This is a genomic window from Cupriavidus sp. Met-2, assembly GCF_049843575.1.
Lineage (GTDB): Bacteria > Pseudomonadota > Gammaproteobacteria > Burkholderiales > Burkholderiaceae > Cupriavidus > Cupriavidus metallidurans.
This window is the reverse complement of record NZ_JBBHZL010000011.1, coordinates 231,961-253,691: the sequence shown is the minus strand read 5'-3', so window position 1 is coordinate 253,691 and position 21,731 is coordinate 231,961. Positions and strand designations below refer to the sequence as shown.

Genomic DNA, 21,731 nt, shown 5'->3' with positions numbered 1-21,731 from the left:
TGTGATCACGGCAGCCGATGGGAGCAGCCGGACCTACTCGCTCGAATTGGCCGGTAATGTCTTGCGTCCCACCGGCGTTTCGGCCCCTTGCCCGGAGTGCGGCAACGTTGCGAAAACTACAGCCTACGATGCGAGCGGCAACGTATCTCGCCGCGTCGATTTCAGCAATCAGGAAACGCGCTACATCTATGACGCCCAGGGCAGGGAAACGCAACGGATTGAAGCGTACGGTACGGCGAATGCGCAGACCACAACAACGGAGTGGCATCCTACGTGGCGCTTACCAACTAAGATTGCGTCGCCCGGACGGGTCGACTACTTTACTTATGATCCCAAAGGACAGCCAAGCGGCTATGCCTGGTTCCCGACCAATGACGCGAACGGTAGTCAAGGATTAGGTGCGACTCCTTCCGGAGCGGTGACGAGCACCGGGTGGACGTACGACGCCAATGGCCTTGTGAGCGCAACTGTGGAGATGGTTGGCGATGCAGTCACCGGGCAGTGGTACTTTACCTATGACGCTCAAGGAAATTTGCTGACGCTGACAGATAGTGACGGCAACGTTGGCCGTGCGTTGCAGTACGACGCTGCGGGTAGGCTGCTTGAAGCCATCAATTCGGACGGGGAACGTGTCCGCTATCAGTACAACGCACGCGGGTCGTGGACTGCCTACGAGGCTGATGGACGTGTGACCAATTATGAATACGACGCAAATGGATTCCTCACCGCTGTACGCGGGCCAGGCAGCTATTACGAAGGCTACGAGTATGATGCAGCTCACCGACTGACGGCGATTCTTCGGCCTACTACCGCGCCGCAAAGTGTCGATACATCAAATCCGTTTGGGCCTCGCGCAACCAATAGTCCGACCCTGCCGGATACCGAGCAAGTTCAAGGCACCTGGGCGAGTCTTTGGACTTGGCTGAAAGAGTGGTTGGCTTCGTGGATTCCCTCGGCGATCGCTCAAGCTGGTTGGCAGCGCATACTTGTCCCGGCCTGGCCGTCGAAAAGCCAAGCGCCATCAAATGCACCGACGTCCCCAGCGGATGAGTTACAGGAAGGGGCGGGCATCCGACAGAATCCCAATACGCTATTGCAGCAATTTGACAAATCTCTGCGCGAGTTAGCGACTCGTGCAACGGAGGCATTGACGTGTGATGAAGACCCCAGATGCACACAAGCTAGGAAAGAAGCATCCAGCGCGTATCACGACCTTCAATACAAGCGTCTGCCACAGTATCTAAACGGCGGGACCAACGGGGCCGATGCTGGGCATAGAAACGCGATCATTGGGAAGCAGAATAGCTTGCGGAAGGCTATCAAAAAGGTGAAGCTTTACTGCGCAACAGCCTTGCCATTGGAGCTACCTGAATGGGAGCGTGTGGCTAATATGGAAATACCGATCCTATACTGAGCTGATATGTCAAACGATATTGATATTCCAAATACTCTTGTTGAGTATCTACGTGCTCCGCCATTAGAGCTGACGGACATTCATATTAGGTCATTTGTTGGACGGATGACCTACGTAGCTGAAGTCGCGGAAAAGGTGGCTCATTGGGAAAAATATCGAGATGAGTCGTTATTCTCGATGTTGAATAATGTCGAGGTTGATCTTCTCGTGATTTTGGCTCATGGGATGCAAGGTACTGGTGAAGAGGAAGATTCTACTTACATCATGCATTGTTCGTGGCCTTCTGACTGCAATGCCGCTGCTATGTATGAAGGGCTCCCGAAGAACGCTATTCAGACCCTTGGTAAAGGGATCGGAAAGATGCTGGTGGGGGAGCAGGATGCTGAGAAGTGGGTGATGTCCTGGAGCTCGGCGATGCAGAGTCTACTTACCTCGTTTTCACGAAGTCAGGGCCTAGATCAGGCAATGGGCGCAATGCTAGCAATCGACATCATGATTACGAACATGCTCTCTTTTGTTTCTGCAATGCGTCTGAATTCGTTGATAGAGAAGTAGCAGCCTTTCTTAGTTGAGAATAGTTCTCGAATGCGAGTCTGGAGTGACCAATCCACCGTGGCCGTGCCACTAGTGTGCCCGGGTGCTGCCGGGAGAGGTGCTGGCTGGCGCTGCAAGTAGTTGATTTTGCTAAATATTGATGGTGTGTGATATGCCTACGAACCAAGGGGTCGTGGGTTCGAATCCTGCCAGCCGCGCCACCTATTAAAAGGGCTTCCAGAAATGGAAGCCCTTTTTCATTCTGGGTTGCTGCGCGAGGGTGCGTCCGGCTCGATTGTGCTCAGTCGACGCGACTGAAGACGATGACCCACTCGTATGCGGTGGCCGCTGCGGCAATCCACGGCGCAAGGCAGAGACGGCGAAACATTTTCGGTTGCTGGGCATCCAGGTGCCAGCAACTGCGAGAGCGCAGGCGGCGATGGATAGCACAGTCATCCAACCCCAATGTACGTTTCCCCGCGCAACCACTCGCCGGGGCCATTGACAGCCGCCAACCCGGAAGCACATTATTCGTCCCTATCAGATGCGCCTCCGGAGCAACTCGCGCCCCTGCTGATGCCCGGAAGGCCGCCATTCCCATGGGAAACGGGGTCATGAATTCATCCATCCGCAGATTGGCGGGCGCAGTTGCGCTTGCCGTTTTCCTTTCCGCTTGCTCGTCCACGTCGGAGCGTTCGGTAGCCGATTCGGCCGTCGAACAGCCGCCATCCGACCAAGCGATGAAAACCCTCTCGGCCGAGGTGTTCACCTACGCCTATCCGCTCGTCCTGATGGACGTTACGCGTGAGGTGGCGACGGCCAAGGTGCCGGTCAATACATTCGGTCACAAGCGCGCCTTCCCGGACGCGGCCTTTACCGACGTTGTCAGCCCGAATGCCGACACCTTGTATTCGTCGGCGTGGCTGGACCTGTCGAAGGAGCCGATGGTGCTGTCCGTGCCCGATACCAGCGGTCGCTATTACCTGATGCCGATGCTCGATGCCTGGACCAATGTCTTCGCGTCGCCGGGCAAGCGCACGACTGGTACGAAGCGCGGGGTTTTCGCAATCGTCGGCCCGAACTGGCAGGGGCAGTTGCCCAAGGGTGTGAAGGAGATCCGGTCGCCGACCGATATGGCCTGGCTGATTGGTCGGATTCAGACCAATGGCAAGCAGGACTATGCGAACGTGCACCGGCTGCAGGATCAGTTCCGCCTGGTGCCGCTGTCGGCTTGGCGCAAGGGCAGCCGTACCGCAGTGCAGCCCGTGCCGCGCGCAGCGATGATCGATACGGAGACGCCGCCGGCCGAGCAGGTGGCGGCGATGGACGCCCAGGCATTCTTTACCCGTCTGGCCGCGCTGCTGCCCGCCAACCCGCCCGCAGCCGATGACACCGCGATGGTCGAGAAGATGCAGCGCATGGGCATCAAGGCCGGTCAGCCGTTCAAGACAACTGTGCTGGAGCCGTCGACGGCGCGCGCCGTGCAGGAGGGTGCATCCGCCGCGCTGACGATGATCAAGGCCAATGGGCGCAAGAGCGCTGCCGGCAATATGGGCTGGCGTGTCCAGCGCGATATCGGGGTATATGGCACGGACTATGGCCGCCGCGCCGTGGTGGCGATGTTCGGTCTGGGCGCGAATCTGCCCGAGGATGCGATCTACCCGACCGCGCGCGCCGATGCGATGGGCCGCCCGTTCGATGGTGGCAGCCGCTACGTCCTGCACTTCGACAAGTCACAGTTGCCGCCGGTGAAAGCCTTCTGGTCGCTGACGATGTACAACGAAAAGCAGGCATTCGTTAGCAACTCGATGCAGCGCTACGCGATCGGCAGCCGTGATCGCCTGCGCTACAACCGCGATGGCTCTCTGGACATCTATATCCAGTACGAACGGCCCGACGAGCGCAAGGTATCCAACTGGCTGCCGGCGCCGCCCGACGCCTTCAATCTGATGCTGCGAGCCTACTGGCCGGACCAGGTGGTGCTCGATGGCAAGTGGATGCCGCCCGCCGTCCAGCGCGTGAACTGATTTCCCGCGCCACGTCCGGCAAGGGCGTGGTGAGGCCCTCATCCGAGCGCAGTGGGCGCAATGCCTACCCTTAGAACTTGTACTTGATCCCCGCGTAGAACGCGCGGCCGCTGCCCGGATAGAACACCGACGTATTGGCCGTCCGCGCATCCGTGACGGTGCTGAAATCGCTGATATAGCGTTTGTCCGTCAGGTTGCGGGCATCGAGGAACAGCGTCACGCCACGCTCGAACTCGTAGCTCGCCTCGATACCGAACAGCACGTAGCTTGGCACCTTGAGCGTGTTGGCGTAGTCCACCCATGCACCGGTCGGCACCCAGTCGATTGTGCCCGCCACGCGCAGGCGCGAGTTTCGGCTATAGGCCAGCGTCGTGCGCAGCACGTGCTGCGGCACCCCGGCGATCCGGTTGTTGCCATAGACCGGATCGTTGTCGAAGCGGAAGTCACTGTAGTTCCAGAGTTGGGACACATTGACCTTGTCGCCGCTGCCGAACACGTTGCGTAGCACGTCTACATTCGCGCCAAGCTCCACGCCTTGCAGGGTCGTCTTGTTCGCGTTGAACGTTGACGCGGGGATGTCGGGGCTGACCGTGTACTGCAGCAGCTGGTCGCGCACCAGAGAGCGGTACAGCGTCAGATCCCAGCCGAAACGGTCCTGCTGGCCGCGCGTGCCGAGTTCCAGCGTCCAGCCGTGCTGGGCGGCCAGTGGCACGAACTGCTGTGTCATGCCGATCGTCTGGTTCAGGTCCGTGAAATCGGGGACATCGGCGCTACGGGTGATGTCGATGAACGCCTGGACGTTCTTCTTTGGTTCCCACAGCACGCCAAACTTCGGATTCACGCCGCTGTAGCTCGTGGCGTCCGACTTCGGCGTTGGATTGGTAGGCAGGCCACCATAGTCCTTGTACTCGCGGCGGTTGCGGTACGCCTTGGCGCCAGCCATCAGCGCCACGGTGGGCAGCACATAGAGGCGGTCTTCGAGATAGAGCTCGTAGTTGTAGGCATCCTGCGCCGAATTCAGCGTCTGCGCGCCACGATTGCCATTGACGTTGACGTACTGGCGCGCGTCGTTGTTGCCGCCAAAGAATCGCATCCCGGCGATCAACTGGTTACGCATGCCGCCAAGCGCGAATTCGCCCGTGTAGCGGGGCGCGAAGCCATAGGTCCAGTAGTCCTGGTCGATCACCTGGAAGATCGGGTGATACAGGCTCTTGTGGATCGCCCAGGTAGTGAAGTCGATCTGGCCGCTGTCGAGCTTGATGGTGGTGACATTGGCCAGGCGCTCGGTGCGCGTGTTGCGTGCCTGGTCGCCCGCCAGCGCGCTCGGCGATGCCATGCGCGGATTGTTCAGCGCATCGTTCAGAGAGAGCGTGCCGGGCAGCAACTGATCGACGATATAGGCGCCAAAGTAGAAGCGCGTCTCCACCGCCGGGCTGAACCGGTAGCCGACATTGGCGTTGAGCTGCTCGTACTGGCCGCGTTCATGATTGCGATAGCCGTCGGAATGGCTGACCGTGGCGTTGACCAGGAAGTCCCAGTTGCCGATCTGCCGTGACACCTGGCCACTGCCGCGCACGGTGCCGAAACTGCCTCCATCCAGGCGGACCATGTTTGGCGCGTCGGCGGTCAGCGCGGTGGGCGTAGTGAAGTTGATGGCGCCGCCCAGGGTGGTGCTGCCATACGCCAGCCCGTTGCCGCCCTTGTAGACTTCGGCGGCCGAAAGACCGAGCGGATCGATCTGGTAGAAATCGCCGCTGCCGTCGGCAAAGTTGGTCGGCACGCCGTCCTGCAGGATTTCCAGGCCACGCGTGTGGTAGCCGCGCGCAATTCCCGAGCCACGGATCGACAGCCGCAACTCCTGGCCGTAACGTTCCTGTACGTAAACACCCGGTGCATCCTTGAGCACATCGCGCAGGTCGCTGGCGTACGTGTTGCTATAGGAGTCCGCATCAACAAAGCCCACGGATCCAGCCGACTGGAACAATGACTGGCGCTGCTGCGCGATGCCCGGGGCGGTCAACGAACCCGCCGCGGCAGCCGTGGCGGTGACAGGAGGAAGGGTTGGAATCTCGGCAGGAACGCTTGCCGGAACGGTTTGGGCGAAGGCCACACCAGACAGTGCGGCGGCAGGAAGCGCCGCTGCGCGGCGCCATTTTTTTCGTCGTTGCATTGCTTGCGGTCGATAGGCCCACGCCGAGGATTCAACGTGGGCCAGATATGCTCTTATTTTGGCTCGACCGCAAGGATACGGAGGGGAGAATCCGTGCGCCATGCGACACAGCGACGCAACGGACCTTCTTGCCTTATATCGAAAGTTGTCCCGCGCAGTTAGGGTCGCATGCAGTACCGTGAGCGTGCGCCGTTGCCGCGCTGCGCGCACTTCCGGGGGCAGGCTGGGTCACACGCTTCCAAGTCACGGGTGGCTGGCTTGCCAGCTTGCCGCGCAACTGGCGCGTTGCCGTGATCATGTTCGCCAGCGCCGCTTCCGTTTCCGGCCAGCCGCGCGTCTTGAGACCGCAGTCCGGGTTCACCCACAGCCGCTCTGGCGGAATCACTTCGCACGCCCGCTCGAGCAGCCGGGTGATGGCTTCCACCGTCGGCACGCGCGGCGAGTGGATGTCGTAGACGCCCGGTCCGATTTCATTCGGGTAGTCGAACTCCCCGAAGCCTTCCAGCAATTCCATCGCCGAGCGCGAGGTCTCGATCGTGATCACGTCGGCATCCATGGCTGCGATGGCCGGCAGGATGTCGTTGAACTCCGCGTAGCACATATGGGTGTGGATCTGGGTCTGGTCCGATACGCCGGCGGCCGACAGCCGGAAGGCATTGACGGCCCACTCGAGGTACGCGGTCCAGTCGTCGCGGCGCAGGGGCAGGCCTTCGCGCAGTGCCGGTTCGTCGATCTGGATGATGCGGATGCCGGCCGCTTCCAGATCGCGTACCTCGTCGCGGATCGCCAGGGCCAGTTGACGCGCCGTGGTGGCACGCGGCTGGTCGTCGCGCACGAATGACCATTGCAGCATTGTCACCGGGCCGGTCAACATGCCCTTCATCGGCTTGTCGGTCAGCGACTGTGCGTAACGGGCCGTGTCCACGGTCATCGGCTCGGGGCGATACACATCGCCATAGATCACCGGCGGCTTGACGCAGCGCGAGCCATAGCTTTGCACCCAGCCGTTCTCGGTGAATGCGTAGCCGCAGAGTTGTTCACCGAAGTACTCGACCATGTCGTTACGCTCGGCCTCGCCATGCACCAGCACGTCGATGCCAAGTGCTTCCTGCTTGCGCACCGCCAGTTCGATCTCGCCACGGATGCGCTGCAGGTAGTCCAGCGCGCCGATCTCGCCACGCTTGTATGCCGCGCGGGTTTGCCGGATCGCCGTGGTCTGCGGGAACGAACCGATCGTGGTGGTGGGCAGCGCGGGCAGTTGCAGCGCCTCGCGCTGGCGTTCGATGCGGATATCGAAGGCGCTGGCGCGATCGGCCATGTCGGCGGTGACAGCGGCCAGGCGACCTTGTACCCGCTGGTTGACCACGCGGCGCGACGTGCGGCGCGATTCGCGTGCTGCGTCTGATGCCGCGAGCTGCGTCGCCGCTGCGGCTTTGCCCTGATTCAGCGCCACGGCCAGCGTGCGCAGTTCCTCGAGCTTTTCTGTAGCGAAGGCCAGCCACGATTTCAGTTCGGGATCGAGGCGTTGTTCGGCATCGAGCGATACGGGCACGTGCAGCAGCGAGCAGGACGGGGCGATCCAGAGACGGTCGCCGAGTTGTGCGTGAAGCGGGGCGAGCGTCGCCAGCACGGCACGCAGGTCCGCGCGCCAGATGTTGCGGCCGTCGATCACACCTGCCGACAGCACCGCGTTGGCGGGCAGCACCTGCAGCCAGGTTTCCAGTTGCTCGGGCGCGCGCACCAGATCGACATGGAAGCCATGCACCGGCAGCGCGGCGGCCCGTGCCGCATGGGGAGCGGCGGTGTCGAAGTAGGTAGCCAGCAGGACCTTCGGACCCGCCTCGGCCAGATCGGCCAGATCGACATAAGCGCGATCAATGGCGTCGAGCCACTCGGCGTCGATATCGAGGCACAGTACCGGCTCGTCGATCTGCACCCATTCGATACCGCGCTCGCGCAGTTGCGCCAGGATGCGGCGGTAGGCCTGCACGACCTTGGGCAGCAAGGTGAGGCGATCGAACCCGGGGACGTGCGACTTCGACAGGTACAGGTAAGTGACCGGGCCGATCAGGACGGGGCGCGTAGCCAGGCCCAGTGCCAGGGCTTCATCGACTTCATCGAGGAACCATGTGGGGCCGCCACCGAACGTGCTGTCCGCATCGAGTTCGGGGACGAGGTAGTGGTAGTTCGTATCGAACCACTTGGTCATTTCCATGGCCGGCTGGGCAGCATTGCCGCGTGCCAGTTCGTAGTACTGGGCCAGCGTCAGCGATGCGGCGTCGAAGCCGAAACGCTTCGGCAGTGCGCCCAGCAGTGCGGTCAGTCCGAGCATCTGGTCATACCAGGCGAAGTCGCCGGCAGCCACGGTCGCCAGGCCGGCATCTGCCTGCAGTTGCCAGTGGCGACGTCGCAGCGTGGCACCGGTTTCGCGCAAGGCGGCTTCGGGCGTTTCGCCGCGCCAGAACGCTTCCTGCGCGAATTTCAGCTCACGACGCGCGCCAATGCGCGGAAATCCGAGGATATGTGTGCGTGCCATCCGTTACTCCCAATCCGATGTCTGATGTGGCGCACAGTTTCGGATTGCGGGTAAAATGAATCAAGCGATAAGTTCTAAACAAAGAATGAATGAAATTCATATCAAAAACGAGACTGGGCGATGATTGAAGTCCGCCATTTCCGCTCGCTCGTGGCCATCGCCGAATCGGGCAAGCTGGCAACGGCCGCTGAACGCGTGCACGTGAGCCAGTCGGCGCTCTCCCATCAGATCAAGGCCATCGAGGCGCATTACGGTATGCCGCTGTTCGATCGCACGCGCCAGGGATTGCGTTTCACGCCGGCCGGGGAACGCCTGCTGGCCCTGGCACGCGAGGCGTTGGCGGCGATCAGCGCGGCCGAGCGCGATCTGCTGCGCCTCAAGGGCGATACGCGCGGGGAGTTGCGCGTGGTACTCGAATGCCACACCTGTTTCGACTGGCTGATGCCTGTGATGGACGAGTTCCGTCGCCGCTGGCCCGAGGTGGAGGTGGATCTGGTTGCCGGATTCCACGCAGACCCGCTGGCACTGTTGAACAACGGCAAGGCGGATATGGTGATCGGATCGAAGCCGCCGGTAAAGCGGGGGCTGACCGTGGCGCCGTTGTTCCGCTTCGAGATTCTGGCGGTGATGGCCAACGAGCATCGGCTGCGCAGCAAGCGGCGCATCGAGGCACAGGACCTGGCGGGAGAAACGCTGATTACCTATCCCGTGCCGGAGCAGCGGATCGATCTGATCCGCGAGGTGCTGGAGCCGGCCGGTATTCGTCTGCAGCGGCGCACCGCGGAGCTTACGGTGGCGGTGCTGCAACTCGTGGCCAGCCGGCGTGGCGTCGCCGCGCTACCGAACTGGGGCGTGAAGAACTACGTCGATCACGACTACGTGCTGGCCAAACGCATCGGCACGAAGGGGCTGTGGAGCGAGCTATACGCGACGGTGCCGGCCGCCATCGCCGACCGGCCCTATGTGGACGATTTCGTGTCGATCGTGCGCGATATCTGCGCGGCCGAACTCGACGGGATTGAACTGCTGGGGACGCCGGCCTAGCGGCTCAGGCTCAGGCGTGGGCGGCCTCGGCTTCGACCTCAACGCCACCCACCAGAAGCATGTCGACGTCATCAGAGAACTCGGCGTCGACAACCTCGACTTCAACGCCGTAGCCGACTCGGCGCACGAACAGATGCAACAGGTCAGCCGCCGGCGCTTCGCAGCAGAGGTTGACCATGTGGCCGCGTTCGCTGTCGACCTGAAGTTGGCGCAGTGCGAGCCCCGTGCGACGGGCGCTGGCAAGCACCCATTCCAGGCTACCGAAGACGTCGGCGCGGTCGAGGCGGAGGGCGAGCTGGAGGGTGGGCAGGGGCATGGCAGGGTCCGGAAGCAAGGCGTAAGTGATGCGTAAGCAGTTCGGTAAATTTACCAGCGCACCCGCAAAATTGGCTTCTGATTTTTCTGTGTGGACCGCCAATTTTCAGAATGAATATCTTCGTTGGTGTAGATTTGAGGTTATTTCATCTTCACTGGACGATTTTCCGTGAACAACCCGCTCAAACTCGATGAGATCGATCGTCGCATCCTGCGCGAGTTGCGCCGCGACGGCCGTATCTCCAATGCGAAGCTGGCCGAGCGTGTCGGCCTGTCCGCCACGCCTTGCTGGAACCGGGTCAAGGCCCTGGAGGACGCTGGCGTAATCAGTGGCTATGCCGCGCTGCTGAACCAGAAGGCGCTGGGCTTGCCTGATACGGTGCTGATCGAAGTCACGCTCGATCGCCACGACGACGAGATGTTCAATCGCTTCGGCGAGGCGCTGGCGCAGTTGCCTGAAGTGCTGGAGGCTCATCTGCTGACGGGCGAGTACGACTACCTGATCAAGGTGGCGGTGGCAGGTACGGAAGGCTATGAGGAATTCCTGCGCCACAAGCTCTACAAGCTTCCCGGCCTGCGACACAGCCACTCGACTTTCGTGCTGCGCACGCTGAAGCGCGAGCCGTCGGTCGAACCCTGATCCTGGCTGGAACCTAGCGGGCAGCCAGCCTGCCGAGCCGGGGCGCGAGCGCGGTGGTCACCACGCCCATCCCGATCAGTGCGAGGCCGATCGACAGATCGAGCGAGATCTGTTCGTGCCATGCCACGGTCGACAGCACCAGCCCGATCACCGGAACACCAAGCATGGCAATCGAGGTGGCGGCCGGCGGCAATGACTGCGTCACGTTCAGCACGACGATAAAGGTCAGCGCGGTGGCGAGCGGTCCCGTATAGGCGATCACCGGCCAGATGTCGACCATCGCGCCCAGGTCGGGCACGCCATCTCGCAGCCAGGCGAGGGCAATCAGCGGCACGGTTGCCACGGCACATTCCCATGGAATCATCTCCGCGCCGAGCCGGATTGCACGATTTGCGCGCAACTGAATGATGCTGACCGACCACGCCAGTGATGCCCCGAGCAGCATCGTCAGGCCCATCACCGTGTGCAGTTCCCAGCCGCCGAGCGCCGGCGCGACGATCACGGCGATGCCGGCGTAACTGAATGCGGTCGCCAGCCATTGCAGGCGCGATGGCCGCTCGCCGAGCACCAGCGAGGAAAGCGGGATCACCCAGATGGCGGTCGCATACGCAATCACCGATGCGCGACCCGGCGGCACGTACTGCAGCGCCCACAACGCCAAGGCCGTGAATGCCCCCATCTGCAGCAGGCCGACGCCGATCACCAGCGGCCATTCCTGCCGCGAGGGCAGGCGGAGCCTGCGCAGGGCGCCGAGTACAAGGAAGCTGATCAACGCGGCTGAGCCGAACCGGCAGGCGGCGAACCAGAGCGGGCCGATGTGGGCCAGTCCCATCTTCATGACTGGCCAGTTACCGCCCCAAATCACGACTGCACCAATCAATGGCAGAAAAGACCGGAATCCGGTGGTCGCCGGAGCGCGGGACGAAGCGGTGGATGGGACGGTAGCGGACATGCGAAGCGAGAGAGATCGTTTGCGAAAAGTCTACGATTCATCGCCCGGCATCAGTAACCGGATCGCACTGCTGCAATCGTTCAATACGGCATAGAATGCTGAGAGGTAAAACTTTAGAAGCATGACATGCTGGACATTGAACTTGATGCCACCGACATCCGGATTCTCGGCGAACTGCAGCGTGATGGCAGCCTGACCAATGTGGAGCTGGCCAGCCGGGTCAGTCTCTCGCCCTCGCCATGCCTGGCGCGAGTGAAGCGTCTGGAGAAAATCGGCGTGATCTCGCGGCGCGTCACGCTGCTCGACGCGCGTCGGCTGGGCCTGAAAGTCGTGGTGTTCATCTCCGTGTCGCTCGACAAGCAGCGGCGGGAAACACTCGATACGTTCGAGCGGCGAATCGCCGCGTTGCCTCAGGTGATGGAGTGCTACCTGATGTCAGGAGATGCCGACTATCTGCTGCGTGTAGTAGTGCCCGACGTGGAAGCGCTCGAGCGGTTGATCATCGACCAGATCACTCGCATCCCCGGCGTGGCGAGCATTCGTTCGAGTTTCGCGCTGAAGCAGGTGCTGTACAGCACGGCGCTTCCGCTCGGTTAGGTCGAATTCCGCAAATTCATAGCCTGGCGCGCACGGCCGCTTGCAGCGCTGGTAGCAATTCGGCTTCGAACCAGGGCTGCTTGCGCATCCAGCCGACAACGCGCCACGAAGGGTGAGGCAGCGGAAACAGATTGGGGCCGAAGCGGCGGAAATCGCGCACGATCTCCGTCATCGTGGCGCCGACTTTGCCTTGCAGGTAATAGGCTTGGGCGTAGCTGCCAACGAGCAGGGTCAGACGGTCTTCCGGCAGGAGCCGCAGGATGGCGTCGTGCCAAAGCGGCGCGCACTCGCGGCGTGGTGGCAGGTCGCCGCTCGGGCCTTTGCCGGGGTAGCAGAAGCCCATCGGCATGATCGCCACGCGGGATGCATCGTAGAACACGTCGTGGCTCAGACCCGTCCATTCACGCAGGCGGTCGCCGCTGGGGTCATCAAACGGAATGCCGCTGGCGTGTACCCGTGATCCCGGCGCCTGGCCGATGATCAGGATGCGAGACGTGGCGCTGAACTGTACGACGGGCCGCGGGCCGGCAGGCAGATCGGCGGCGCATCGGGTACAGGATGCGATGTCACGCCGCAGGCTCGTGACGATAGCCTGCGCGCGCTGTGGGGACTTTGTGACCATGAGCGGATTCGACGCGGTGTGCGTATATTACTGGCCTCTACGCCACGCGATGCAAAGGACCAGAGTATGACGACGCAAATCGAAACCGCAATCCTTGCCGGCGGCTGCTTCTGGGGGATGCAGGACCTGCTGCGGCGATACCCCGGCGTGCTGTCGACCCGGGTGGGCTACACCGGCGGCGACGTGCCGAATGCCACTTATCGCAACCACGGCACACACGCCGAGGGCATCGAGATCGCCTTCGATCCGAGCCAGATCAGCTATCGCCAGATCCTGGAGTTCTTCTTCCAGATCCACGACCCCACCACCAAGAATCGCCAGGGCAACGATGTGGGGACGAGCTATCGCTCGGCGATCTTTTACCTGAACGACGAACAAAAGCAGACGGCGGAAGACACCGTGGCCGACGTGAATGCGTCCGGACTCTGGCCTGGGAAGGTCGTGACCGAAATCGCACCGGCCGGGCCGTTCTGGGATGCCGAGCCGGAACACCAGGACTACCTGGAGCGGTATCCGAACGGCTATACCTGCCACTTCATCCGGCCGGGCTGGAAGCTGCCGAAGCGAGGTTGAGGCAGGGCTGGAGGTCTGCCTGCGGCCGGTGAGGTTTTCGACAATCTTGTCCGTATCCTGTCAGGATAACTGTACGTTTATACAGTATAGTTATGCCGACCACGCGGTCAGTGAGGCACAGCGAAGGTGAGATATCCCTTCAATTTCTGCCTCCAACTATCTGATTAGAGAGGACAAATTGTCAGATTCCGGCACCATTCGCATTCGCGGCGCCCGTCAGCACAACCTCAAGGACGTTGATCTCGACTTGCACACGGGTCAGATGACCGTGGTGACCGGGCCGTCCGGTTCGGGAAAGTCGAGCCTGGTGTTCGACACGCTCTACGCCGAGGGCCAGCGTCGCTACGTCGAGACGTTCAGTGCCTATGCGCGCCAGTTCCTGGATCGCATGGATCGGCCGCAGGTCGACAAGGTGGATGGTGTCCCGCCAGCTATCGCGATCGACCAGACGAACCCGGTGCGTAGCTCGCGGTCCACGGTCGGCACGATGACCGAGCTCAACGATCACCTGAAACTGCTGTTCGCGCGCGCGGCGGAACTGTTCGACCGGCAGACCGCGTTGCCGGTCCGGCATGACTCGCCAGAGACGATTTATGCGGAACTGGTGGTCCGGACGAGCGCGGGGCAGCCGTTTGCCGATGCCCGGCTGGTGCTGACGTTCCCGGTCGAGCTGCCGGAATCGGCCACCGAGGAAGAAGTCGCCCAATGGCTCTCGGTCAGCGGATACACCCGGGTGCACGGCCAGCGCGTGGTCGAATCGGCGACCGGAAACCGCAAGGTGCTCGACGTGGTGGCGGACCGTTTCCGTATTGGCAACGTGGAGAAGGCGCGGGCGCTCGAAGCCATCGAGGCCTCGCTCAAGCGTGGCAGCGGCCGTGTCAGCGTGCATGTGGTGACGGACGAGGGTGAAGGGCCGGTCTGGAAGTTCTCGACCGGGCTGCATTGTCCGGAAAGCGATATCCGCTATGCGGACCCGCAGCCGGCGCTGTTCTCGTTCAATTCCGCCTATGGCGCGTGCGATGCCTGCCGTGGATTCGGGCGCGTGATCGGTGTCGATCTGGGGCTGGTGATTCCTGACGTCCGCAAGTCGCTGCGCGATGGGGCGATCAAGCCGATGCAGACCCCCGCGTGGAAGGAGTGTCAGGACGATCTGATGCGCTACGCGGCCAAGGCCGGCATCCCGCGCGATCTGCCGTGGAACCAGCTCAGCGAGGCCGAACAGCACTGGGTGATCCACGGGTCCCCCGACTGGAACGGGCAGTGGAACAAGCAGTGGTACGGCGTGATGCGGTTCTTCAGCTACCTCGAGTCGAAGGCCTACAAGATGCATATCCGCGTGTTGCTGTCGAAGTACCGCAGCTACACGCCTTGCGAGACCTGCGGCGGTGCCCGCCTGAAAACCGAGGCGCTGCAGTGGCGCCTGGGGAGCGCCGGGAACGCCAACGCCGTGCTGCCGCCGGCGGACCGGTTCCTCCCGCGCGGCGTGGACTGGAGCCGCTCCCAACTGGAAGCGCTGCCCGGCCTGACCGTGCACGACCTGATGCTGATGCCGATCGCGCGCATCCGCCGTTTCTTCGACGACCTGACGCTGCCGTCGGCGCTGCTCGACGATGCGCTCAAGTTGCTGCTGGCGGAGGTCCGCACACGGCTCAAATACCTGTGCGATGTGGGTCTGGGTTATCTGACGCTGGACCGCCAGAGCCGCACGCTTTCGGGCGGGGAAGTGCAGCGGATCAACCTGACCACGGCGCTTGGCACGTCGCTCGTCAATACGCTGTTCGTGCTCGACGAGCCCAGCATCGGCTTGCATCCGCGTGATCTGAACCGCATCGTGGAGGCCATGCATCGCCTGCGCGACGCCGGCAATACGCTGGTGGTGGTGGAGCATGACCCGTCCGTGATGCTGGCCGCGGATCGCCTGATCGACATGGGGCCGGGGCCGGGCGAACGTGGCGGCACGATCATCTTCGATGGAACGCCGGAGGCCATCCGCAAGGAGCGGACCCTCACCGGGGACTACCTCGGCGGACGCCGCCGCGTGACGGACACGTCGGACTGGCAATTGCGCCCGATCGACGCCGCCACGCCGCGCCTGCGGTTGGAAGGCGCGCGCGAGCATAACCTCAAGGACGTCACGGTCGAGATCCCGCTCAATCGCCTGGTCTGCGTGACCGGTGTGTCGGGCTCGGGCAAATCGACGCTGCTGCAGGACGTCCTGTATCCGGCCATGGCACGCCATTTCGGCAAGGCTACCGAGTCGCCGGGCGTGTTTCGCGAACTGGTTGGCGCGGACCAGGTCGATGACGTGGTCTTCGTCGACCAGTCGCCGATCGGCAAGACCGCTCGCTCGAACCCGGCCAGCTACGTTGGCGCGTTCGACGAGATCCGGAAGTTGTTTGCCAAGGCGCCGCTGGCACTGCAACGCGGCTATACGGCTGGCACCTTCAGTTTCAACTCTGGCGATGGCCGTTGCCCGACCTGTGGTGGTTCAGGGTTCGAGCATGTCGAGATGCAGTTCCTCTCGGATGTCTACCTGCGTTGCCCCGATTGTGATGGCACGCGCTATCGCGCTGAGGCGCTGGAAGTCAAGATCGAGCGCGCCGCGCGCGGTCAGGCGCCACGCGCGCTGAGCGTGGCCGACGTGCTGGAACTGACGGTCAGCGAAGCCACGGCCCTGTTCGAGAGCGATCCTGCCGTGTTGCGCGTGCTGGCGCCGATTGCGGACGTCGGCCTGGAATACGTCAAGCTGGGGCAGCCCGTGCCGACACTGTCTGGCGGCGAGGCGCAGCGCCTCAAGCTGGCCGGCTTTCTGGCGGAGGCGGCGCAGGCCCAGCCGGTCAAGAACCGCAAGGCGGTGGTGTTGCCGAAGCGCCTGTTTATGTTCGACGAGCCCACCACCGGGCTGCACTTCGACGATATCGCCAAGCTGATGCGGGCTTTCGGCAAGCTGCTCGACGGCGGCCATTCACTGATCGTCATCGAGCACAACCTGGACGTGATCCGTGCTTCGGACTGGATCGTCGATTTGGGTCCGGAAGGTGGCGACGCCGGCGGCGAGGTGGTCTGCGTGGGGACCCCGGACGACGTCCGGGCGTGTGCCGAATCGCATACCGGCCGCGCGCTGATCCACTATGACGCGGCACTGGGCGAGGGCGGGACGTTGGCGGCGGAGCGCGCCGAGATCGCGGAACATGGCCTGCCGCTGCAGGCGGCGGTGCAGGCCGCGCGGGCACGCCGCGCCATTGAGGGCGAAAACGTCGTGCGTATCGTGAATGCCCACGAGCACAACCTCAAGTCGCTCAACGTCGATATCCCGCACGGCAAATTCAATGTCATTACCGGGGTATCGGGTTCGGGCAAGTCGACGCTCGCGTTCGACATCCTGTTCCACGAAGGACAACGCCGCTATCTGGAGTCCCTCAACGCCTATGCGCGTTCGATCGTGCAGCCGGCCGGGCGGCCCGAAGTGGATGCGGTCTATGGCATTCCGCCCACAGTGGCGATCGAGCAGCGTCTGTCGCGTGGCGGGCGCAAGAGTACCGTGGCCACCACGTCGGAGGTCTGGCACTTCCTGCGGCTGCTCTACGTCAAGCTCGGCATCCAGCATTGCGTGCACGACGGCGCGCCCGTGACTTCGCAGAGTCCGGCATCGATCGTCGCCCAGCTGATGCGCGATCATCGCGGCCAGCACGTGGGCTTGCTGGCGCCGCTGGTGGTTAACCGCAAGGGTGTCTATACCGATCTGGCCAAGTGGGCCAAGGCACGTGGCAACACGCATCTGCGCGTTGATGGCGAGTTCCTGCCGGTCGATCCGTGGCCACGCCTGGACCGCTTCCGCGAGCACACGATTGAGTTACCGGTGGGCGATATCGTCGTGTCGCCGGACAATGAGGCGGAACTGCGCGCGCTGCTGGAGCAGACACTCGAACTCGGCAAGGGGGTCATGCATCTGCTGGCCCCGCTCGATGGATTGCACGACGCGATGCAGGGAGGCAAGAACACCGGGCACGTGGGCGAAACGAAGGTGTTTTCGACCAAGCGTGCCTGTCCGGTCTGCGGCACAAGCTATCCGGAGCTTGATCCCCGCATGTTCTCGTACAACAGCAAGCATGGCTGGTGCAACACGTGCGTGGGCACGGGTCTGGCGCTGACACGCGAGCAGCGTGCCGCGTTTGACGATACCGTGCTCGGTGGCGATGACCGTGGCCGTGAGCAGAGCCTGCCGTCGGAAGAGCAAGAGCCGGAGGGCGTGGGTGACGCGGCGTGTCCCGATTGCAGCGGGACGCGTCTCAATCCCGTGGCGCGTGCGGTAACGTTCGATACCAATGCGATTACCGATGTGGCGCAATGGACGGTGTCCGATACCCGTCGCTGGGTGGACGGTTTGCGCCTGAAGGGGCGCGATGCCGAGATCGCGCGCGACGTGGTGACGGAGATCGCCAGCCGCTTGCAGTTCCTGGAGGAGGTGGGGCTCGGTTACCTGAGCCTGGACCGCGCCGCGCCGAGCCTGTCTGGCGGCGAGGCCCAGCGTATCCGCCTGGCCGCGCAGCTCGGCAGCAATCTGCAGGGCGTTTGCTACGTGCTCGATGAGCCGACGATCGGCCTGCATCCGCGCGACAACCAGATTCTGCTCGATGCATTGCGCAAGCTCGGCGACAAGGGCAATACGCTGGTGGTGGTGGAGCACGACGAAGACACCATCCGTCGCGCCGATCACATCATCGACATCGGCCCGGGCGCAGGCAAGCGCGGTGGCAGCCTTGTGGCGCAGGGCGGCGTGGAAGCGCTGGCGGCGGCCAAGGATTCGACCACCGGGCAGTTTCTGGCCCATCCGATGATCCATCCGCTGCAGGCGCGCCGTCCGGTCACACCCGCGCGCGCGGGCAAGCCCGCGGATCCGCCGCAATGGCTGACCGTCCACGGTGCCAACCTGCACAACCTGCGTGATGTCACCGCGCGGATTCCGTTGACGCGGTTGGTGACAATTACCGGTGTGTCCGGATCCGGCAAGTCGACACTGGCGCGCGATGTGCTGATGACGAACCTGCTCGACGCGGTCGGGCGTTCGGTGATGTCCTCGCCGGCCACGCGCCGCGCTCGGGCCGTGGCCGAGAAGGCCGGCAAGCCGACGGCGACCAAGTCGCTCAGCGTCGAGCACGCGTGGCATGGCTGCGAGTCGATCAGTGGCTGGGAGTCGATCGACCGTGTGCTCGAAGTGGATCAGACCCCGATCGGCAAGACGCCGCGCTCCTGTCCGGCGACCTATATCGGCGTGTGGGACGCCATCCGCAAGATGTTCGCGGAAACGCTCGAAGCCAAGGCGCGCGGCTATAGCGCGTCGCGGTTCTCGTTCAATACCGGCGAGGGCCGCTGCCCGGCGTGCGAGGGCCAGGGCGTTCGGACGATCGGCATGAGTTTCCTGCCGGACGTGAAGGTGCCATGCGATGTCTGCCATGGGCAGCGTTTCAACCCGGAAACGCTGGCGGTGACCTGGCGTGGCAAGAATATCGGCGAAGTGTTGACGATGGAGATCGACGAGGCGGTGGAGTTTTTCTCGGCCATCACGCAGATCGCGCATCCGCTGCAACTGATGAAGGATGTCGGGCTGGGCTACCTGACGCTGGGCCAGCCGTCGCCCACGTTATCGGGCGGTGAGGCGCAGCGCATCAAGCTGGTCACCGAACTGTCGAAGGTCCGTGACGACATCACGCGCCGCGGCCAGAAAGCGCCACACACGCTGTATGTGCTCGACGAACCGACGGTGGGCCTGCATATGGCTGACGTGGCGCGCCTGATCAAGGTGCTGCATCGCCTGACCGATGGCGGGCACAGCGTGGTGGTGATCGAGCACGATCTTGACGTGATCGCCGAGGCCGACTGGATTATCGACCTCGGGCCGGAAGGTGGCGCGAATGGCGGCACGATCGTTGGCGCGGCGGATCCCGAGGCATTGTCCCGCATTCGGGCCAGCCACACCGGCGCGGCGCTGGTGCCGGTGCTGGCACGCGCTGCGCAGGGTAGCGAAAGGGCGACGGGCTGAAGTCGGCGGGAGTGATGCCAGCGGGAGGACGAGGCCGGCTGGCCTTGCGGGCCGGCCAGTGCTCTCGGGCCGGCTAGCGCTTTCGGGCGGAACCGGGGGGCGTCGGCCCCTGGATCGCCGCCGCGCAGAAATCAATCAGTTCCTCCATCGGCGGTTCCGAGCGCGAGCGTTTCCCGCGCTCGCGCACCCAATGGGCCAGTGCGTAGACCACGGTGTCGATGAACCAGACCATGCGCAGTTTCATCACGTCGCGCGGCACGTTCGGAAACAACTGGTAGATATGCTCCCGCACGCGGTACAGCGCGCTCATCGCGGTCCGATCCACGAGGCCCTTGCTTAGCAGACCAGGGCTGAACGTGGTCTGTGCCAATACCTGCAGGTAGTTGGTGCCCCAGTCCGTCTGGAGCACCACGTCGACCAGCGGGCGAATCGTGGCATCCACCACGCCGTGAATGTCGACTGGCGTCCCGCGTTGCTCCAGCGCGTCGAGATAGCCGTTCCGAATCCGGTTGATCTCGTGCAGGCGGCGGTTGAGCAGATGGCTCACCAGGGCCTCGCGTGACCCGAAGTGGTAGTGCAGGGCGGAACGGTTCTTCTGGCCGCTTTCCACCACGATCTGCCGTAGTGCCACCTGCTCCACGCCTTGCTCGGCAAAAAGCCGCTCGGCGATCTCGAGGATCCTTCTTGCCGTGTCGGTCAGGCCGTCGCCATTGTCGTCGGTCGCTTCCACGTCGGGGCTGCCACGCTTGGCAGCCTTGCCGTGCGCAGGCGGCTTGTGCTCGTCGACGATGATGGTGCGCGCTTGCTTGAGCTTCATCAGAAATGTCCTGCCGTTCCCTGAGCTTCTCGGTGGATGAATGAAAGCCCGGCAAGGATACGGAAAAATCTGATGTCCGACATCTGTCGAGGCTTCGAATCCGTCCAAATACCCGTCCAGTTGGGGAAAGTCCTAGCTATCTGAACCTTCGGATGGCCTTAGCCTTCGTCCTTGTCAATTTAATACGAGAGATTAAATGACGTGACGTGATCGCAAGATTGCACCTCAGGGCACCGGGTCGGAGGAACCGGAGTCATGGGCCACCACACCAGAGGACGGGGATCCCAAAACATGAAGAAGACGCTGTTCGCCGCCATCGCCGGCGGCCTGCTTGCGCAAGGGGCGCAGGCACAATCGTCCGTGACGCTCTATGGCGTTGTGACGACGAGCATCCAGTACGTCAACCACGTGCAGAACACCAACAACGGCGTGCTGGCACCGGGCAGCGGGTCGGACGTGTTCATGAACTCGTCGGGCATCGCGCAGTCGCGTTTCGGCCTGCGCGGTATCGAAGATCTTGGCGGCGGGCTCCAGAGCCTGTTCGTGCTGGAGAACCAGTTCAATACCGACAACGGACAGATGGGTAACGGCGGCCTGCTGTTCGGCCGTCAGGCTTACCTGGGTCTGCAGAACCAGTGGGGGAAGCTGACGTTTGGCCGCCAGTACACGTCAGCATTCCTGATCATGGGTAGCTTCACGCCGGCGGCGTACGCGCCCGAGTTCGAGCCCGTGGTCGGCATTGCCGGGGCGAACTTCCGCGAAAACAACATGGTCCAGTACCAGGGCACGTTCGGCCCGGTTTCGCTGATGACGCACTGGTCGTTCGGCGAGCGCACCGGTACGTTCGCGGCCGGTTCGGCGTACGGTATCGGCGCGTCCTACCAGTCTGGTCCATTCGGTGTCGCGGCGGCCTATGACGAAGTCAAGACGTTGAATACCGCACAGGCAACGGGCGCATCGGGTTCGAACGACTACGGCCGCGACATGCGCGCGATGGTCGCGGGCAGCTACCGTCTCGGACTGGTGAAGATGGTCGCCGGCTATCGCTGGGGCAACTCGGTGGCGCCGTCGACCGGCACGCCGACGCTATTGCCGCATCGCGACAACATGTACTGGGCCGGCGTGTCCTGGGACGCCACGGCCGCGCTGCGCCTGACCGCGGCGTACTACTACGACGACATCAAGGACGCGACGATCGCTGGGCAGCACGTCAACCCGAAGAATCCTCAGCAGTACCTGGCGCTGGCCGACTACAACCTTTCCAAACGCACGGATGTCTTCTTCGCGGTGATGTATGCACGCAACGCGTCGCTGAACTGGGACAACATCTCGTATTTGCCGAACGGTCAGTCGGTGGGGTATCTGCCGTCGACCTCGCAGGTCTATTACAAGACGCCTGATGCCAGCGGTCAGTTGGGCGTTTCACTGGGTCTGCGCCACATCTTCTGAT

At 63.0% G+C, this 21,731-nt stretch carries 14 protein-coding genes and 1 pseudogene; 9 read left to right on the top strand and 6 right to left on the bottom strand.

Features of this window, described 5'->3' with window-relative positions:
* From WD006_RS22570 to WD006_RS22560, 3 genes and pseudogenes are all read left to right on the top strand, one after another.
* Positions 1 to 1,414 (top strand): annotated as a pseudogene (locus WD006_RS22570) (RHS repeat domain-containing protein); the annotation flags it as partial.
* 6 nt (positions 1,415 to 1,420) lie between these two features.
* Positions 1,421 to 1,969, top strand: a complete 549-nt coding sequence (locus WD006_RS22565; RefSeq protein ID WP_029309616.1) for a hypothetical protein — start codon at positions 1,421 to 1,423, stop codon at positions 1,967 to 1,969.
* A 593-nt stretch (positions 1,970 to 2,562) separates the two neighbouring features.
* Complete coding sequence (locus WD006_RS22560) at positions 2,563 to 3,975, top strand: DUF1254 domain-containing protein (protein WP_029309617.1); 1,413 nt, start codon at positions 2,563 to 2,565, stop codon at positions 3,973 to 3,975.
* A gap of 70 nt (positions 3,976 to 4,045) precedes the next feature.
* Here WD006_RS22560 and WD006_RS22555 read toward each other — a convergent pair whose 3' ends face one another.
* Positions 4,046 to 6,145, bottom strand: coding sequence for a TonB-dependent receptor family protein (locus WD006_RS22555; protein WP_029309618.1), 2,100 nt, complete (start codon positions 6,143 to 6,145; stop codon positions 4,046 to 4,048).
* Positions 6,146 to 6,278: 133 nt separating this feature from the next.
* Positions 6,279 to 8,681 carry a 5-methyltetrahydropteroyltriglutamate--homocysteine S-methyltransferase gene (gene metE, locus WD006_RS22550; RefSeq protein ID WP_029309619.1) on the bottom strand — a complete coding sequence of 801 codons (2,403 nt, stop codon included), beginning with the start codon at positions 8,679 to 8,681 and terminating at the stop codon, positions 6,279 to 6,281.
* Positions 8,682 to 8,801: 120 nt separating this feature from the next.
* Here metE and WD006_RS22545 point away from each other — a divergent pair, with 120 nt between their 5' ends.
* A complete protein-coding gene (locus WD006_RS22545; protein WP_029309620.1) occupies positions 8,802 to 9,725 on the top strand; it encodes a LysR family transcriptional regulator in 924 nt (307 codons plus the stop codon).
* A gap of 10 nt (positions 9,726 to 9,735) precedes the next feature.
* Here WD006_RS22545 and WD006_RS22540 read toward each other — a convergent pair whose 3' ends face one another.
* Positions 9,736 to 10,041 carry a hypothetical protein gene (locus WD006_RS22540; RefSeq protein ID WP_017514594.1) on the bottom strand — a complete coding sequence of 102 codons (306 nt, stop codon included), beginning with the start codon at positions 10,039 to 10,041 and terminating at the stop codon, positions 9,736 to 9,738.
* A gap of 168 nt (positions 10,042 to 10,209) precedes the next feature.
* Between WD006_RS22540 and WD006_RS22535 the strand changes: the two genes are divergently transcribed.
* On the top strand, positions 10,210 to 10,680 hold the full coding sequence (locus WD006_RS22535; protein WP_008649534.1) for an Lrp/AsnC family transcriptional regulator: 471 nt from the start codon (positions 10,210 to 10,212) through the stop codon (positions 10,678 to 10,680).
* Between the two features lie 13 nt (positions 10,681 to 10,693).
* Here the strand turns inward: WD006_RS22535 and WD006_RS22530 are convergent, their stop codons facing one another.
* Complete coding sequence (locus WD006_RS22530) at positions 10,694 to 11,632, bottom strand: DMT family transporter (protein WP_051723423.1); 939 nt, start codon at positions 11,630 to 11,632, stop codon at positions 10,694 to 10,696.
* Between the two features lie 126 nt (positions 11,633 to 11,758).
* On the opposite strand from WD006_RS22530, the gene WD006_RS22525 reads away from it, so the two are divergent.
* A complete protein-coding gene (locus WD006_RS22525; RefSeq protein ID WP_008649536.1) occupies positions 11,759 to 12,229 on the top strand; it encodes an Lrp/AsnC family transcriptional regulator in 471 nt (156 codons plus the stop codon).
* Between the two features lie 16 nt (positions 12,230 to 12,245).
* Here WD006_RS22525 and WD006_RS22520 read toward each other — a convergent pair whose 3' ends face one another.
* Positions 12,246 to 12,851: a uracil-DNA glycosylase family protein gene (locus WD006_RS22520; RefSeq protein ID WP_051723425.1), complete on the bottom strand. Its 606-nt coding sequence runs from the start codon at positions 12,849 to 12,851 to the stop codon at positions 12,246 to 12,248.
* A 66-nt stretch (positions 12,852 to 12,917) separates the two neighbouring features.
* Between WD006_RS22520 and msrA the strand changes: the two genes are divergently transcribed.
* Both msrA and uvrA read left to right on the top strand, forming a co-directional pair.
* On the top strand, positions 12,918 to 13,424 hold the full coding sequence (gene msrA, locus WD006_RS22515; RefSeq protein WP_029309623.1) for a peptide-methionine (S)-S-oxide reductase MsrA: 507 nt from the start codon (positions 12,918 to 12,920) through the stop codon (positions 13,422 to 13,424).
* A gap of 178 nt (positions 13,425 to 13,602) precedes the next feature.
* Positions 13,603 to 19,464, top strand: a complete 5,862-nt coding sequence (uvrA, locus tag WD006_RS22510) for an excinuclease ABC subunit UvrA (RefSeq protein ID WP_029309624.1) — start codon at positions 13,603 to 13,605, stop codon at positions 19,462 to 19,464.
* A gap of 73 nt (positions 19,465 to 19,537) precedes the next feature.
* On the opposite strand, the gene WD006_RS22505 is transcribed toward uvrA, so the two are convergent.
* Complete coding sequence (locus WD006_RS22505; RefSeq protein WP_029309625.1) at positions 19,538 to 20,281, bottom strand: TetR/AcrR family transcriptional regulator; 744 nt, start codon at positions 20,279 to 20,281, stop codon at positions 19,538 to 19,540.
* A gap of 291 nt (positions 20,282 to 20,572) precedes the next feature.
* Here WD006_RS22505 and WD006_RS22500 point away from each other — a divergent pair, with 291 nt between their 5' ends.
* Positions 20,573 to 21,730 (top strand): porin, encoded by a 1,158-nt coding sequence (locus WD006_RS22500; protein ID WP_011519003.1) that lies wholly within the window; start codon positions 20,573 to 20,575, stop codon positions 21,728 to 21,730.
* The last annotated feature ends 1 nt before the right edge of the window (position 21,731 follow it).

What these genes read in the sequence shown, in the direction of transcription:
- WD006_RS22545 (WP_029309620.1), top strand. Translation starts at nt 8,802, where the DNA reads ATGATTGAAGTCCGCCATTTCCGCTCGCTCGTGGCCATCGCCGAATCG.
- WD006_RS22525 (WP_008649536.1), top strand. Translation starts at nt 11,759, where the DNA reads ATGCTGGACATTGAACTTGATGCCACCGACATCCGGATTCTCGGCGAA.
- msrA (WP_029309623.1), top strand. Translation starts at nt 12,918, where the DNA reads ATGACGACGCAAATCGAAACCGCAATCCTTGCCGGCGGCTGCTTCTGG.
- WD006_RS22530 (WP_051723423.1), bottom strand. Translation starts at nt 11,632, where the DNA reads ATGTCCGCTACCGTCCCATCCACCGCTTCGTCCCGCGCTCCGGCGACC.
- metE (WP_029309619.1), bottom strand. Translation starts at nt 8,681, where the DNA reads ATGGCACGCACACATATCCTCGGATTTCCGCGCATTGGCGCGCGTCGT.
- WD006_RS22560 (WP_029309617.1), top strand. Translation starts at nt 2,563, where the DNA reads ATGAATTCATCCATCCGCAGATTGGCGGGCGCAGTTGCGCTTGCCGTT.
- WD006_RS22500 (WP_011519003.1), top strand. Translation starts at nt 20,573, where the DNA reads ATGAAGAAGACGCTGTTCGCCGCCATCGCCGGCGGCCTGCTTGCGCAA.
- WD006_RS22520 (WP_051723425.1), bottom strand. Translation starts at nt 12,851, where the DNA reads ATGGTCACAAAGTCCCCACAGCGCGCGCAGGCTATCGTCACGAGCCTG.
- WD006_RS22555 (WP_029309618.1), bottom strand. Translation starts at nt 6,145, where the DNA reads ATGCAACGACGAAAAAAATGGCGCCGCGCAGCGGCGCTTCCTGCCGCC.
- WD006_RS22505 (WP_029309625.1), bottom strand. Translation starts at nt 20,281, where the DNA reads ATGAAGCTCAAGCAAGCGCGCACCATCATCGTCGACGAGCACAAGCCG.
- WD006_RS22565 (WP_029309616.1), top strand. Translation starts at nt 1,421, where the DNA reads ATGTCAAACGATATTGATATTCCAAATACTCTTGTTGAGTATCTACGT.
- WD006_RS22540 (WP_017514594.1), bottom strand. Translation starts at nt 10,041, where the DNA reads ATGCCCCTGCCCACCCTCCAGCTCGCCCTCCGCCTCGACCGCGCCGAC.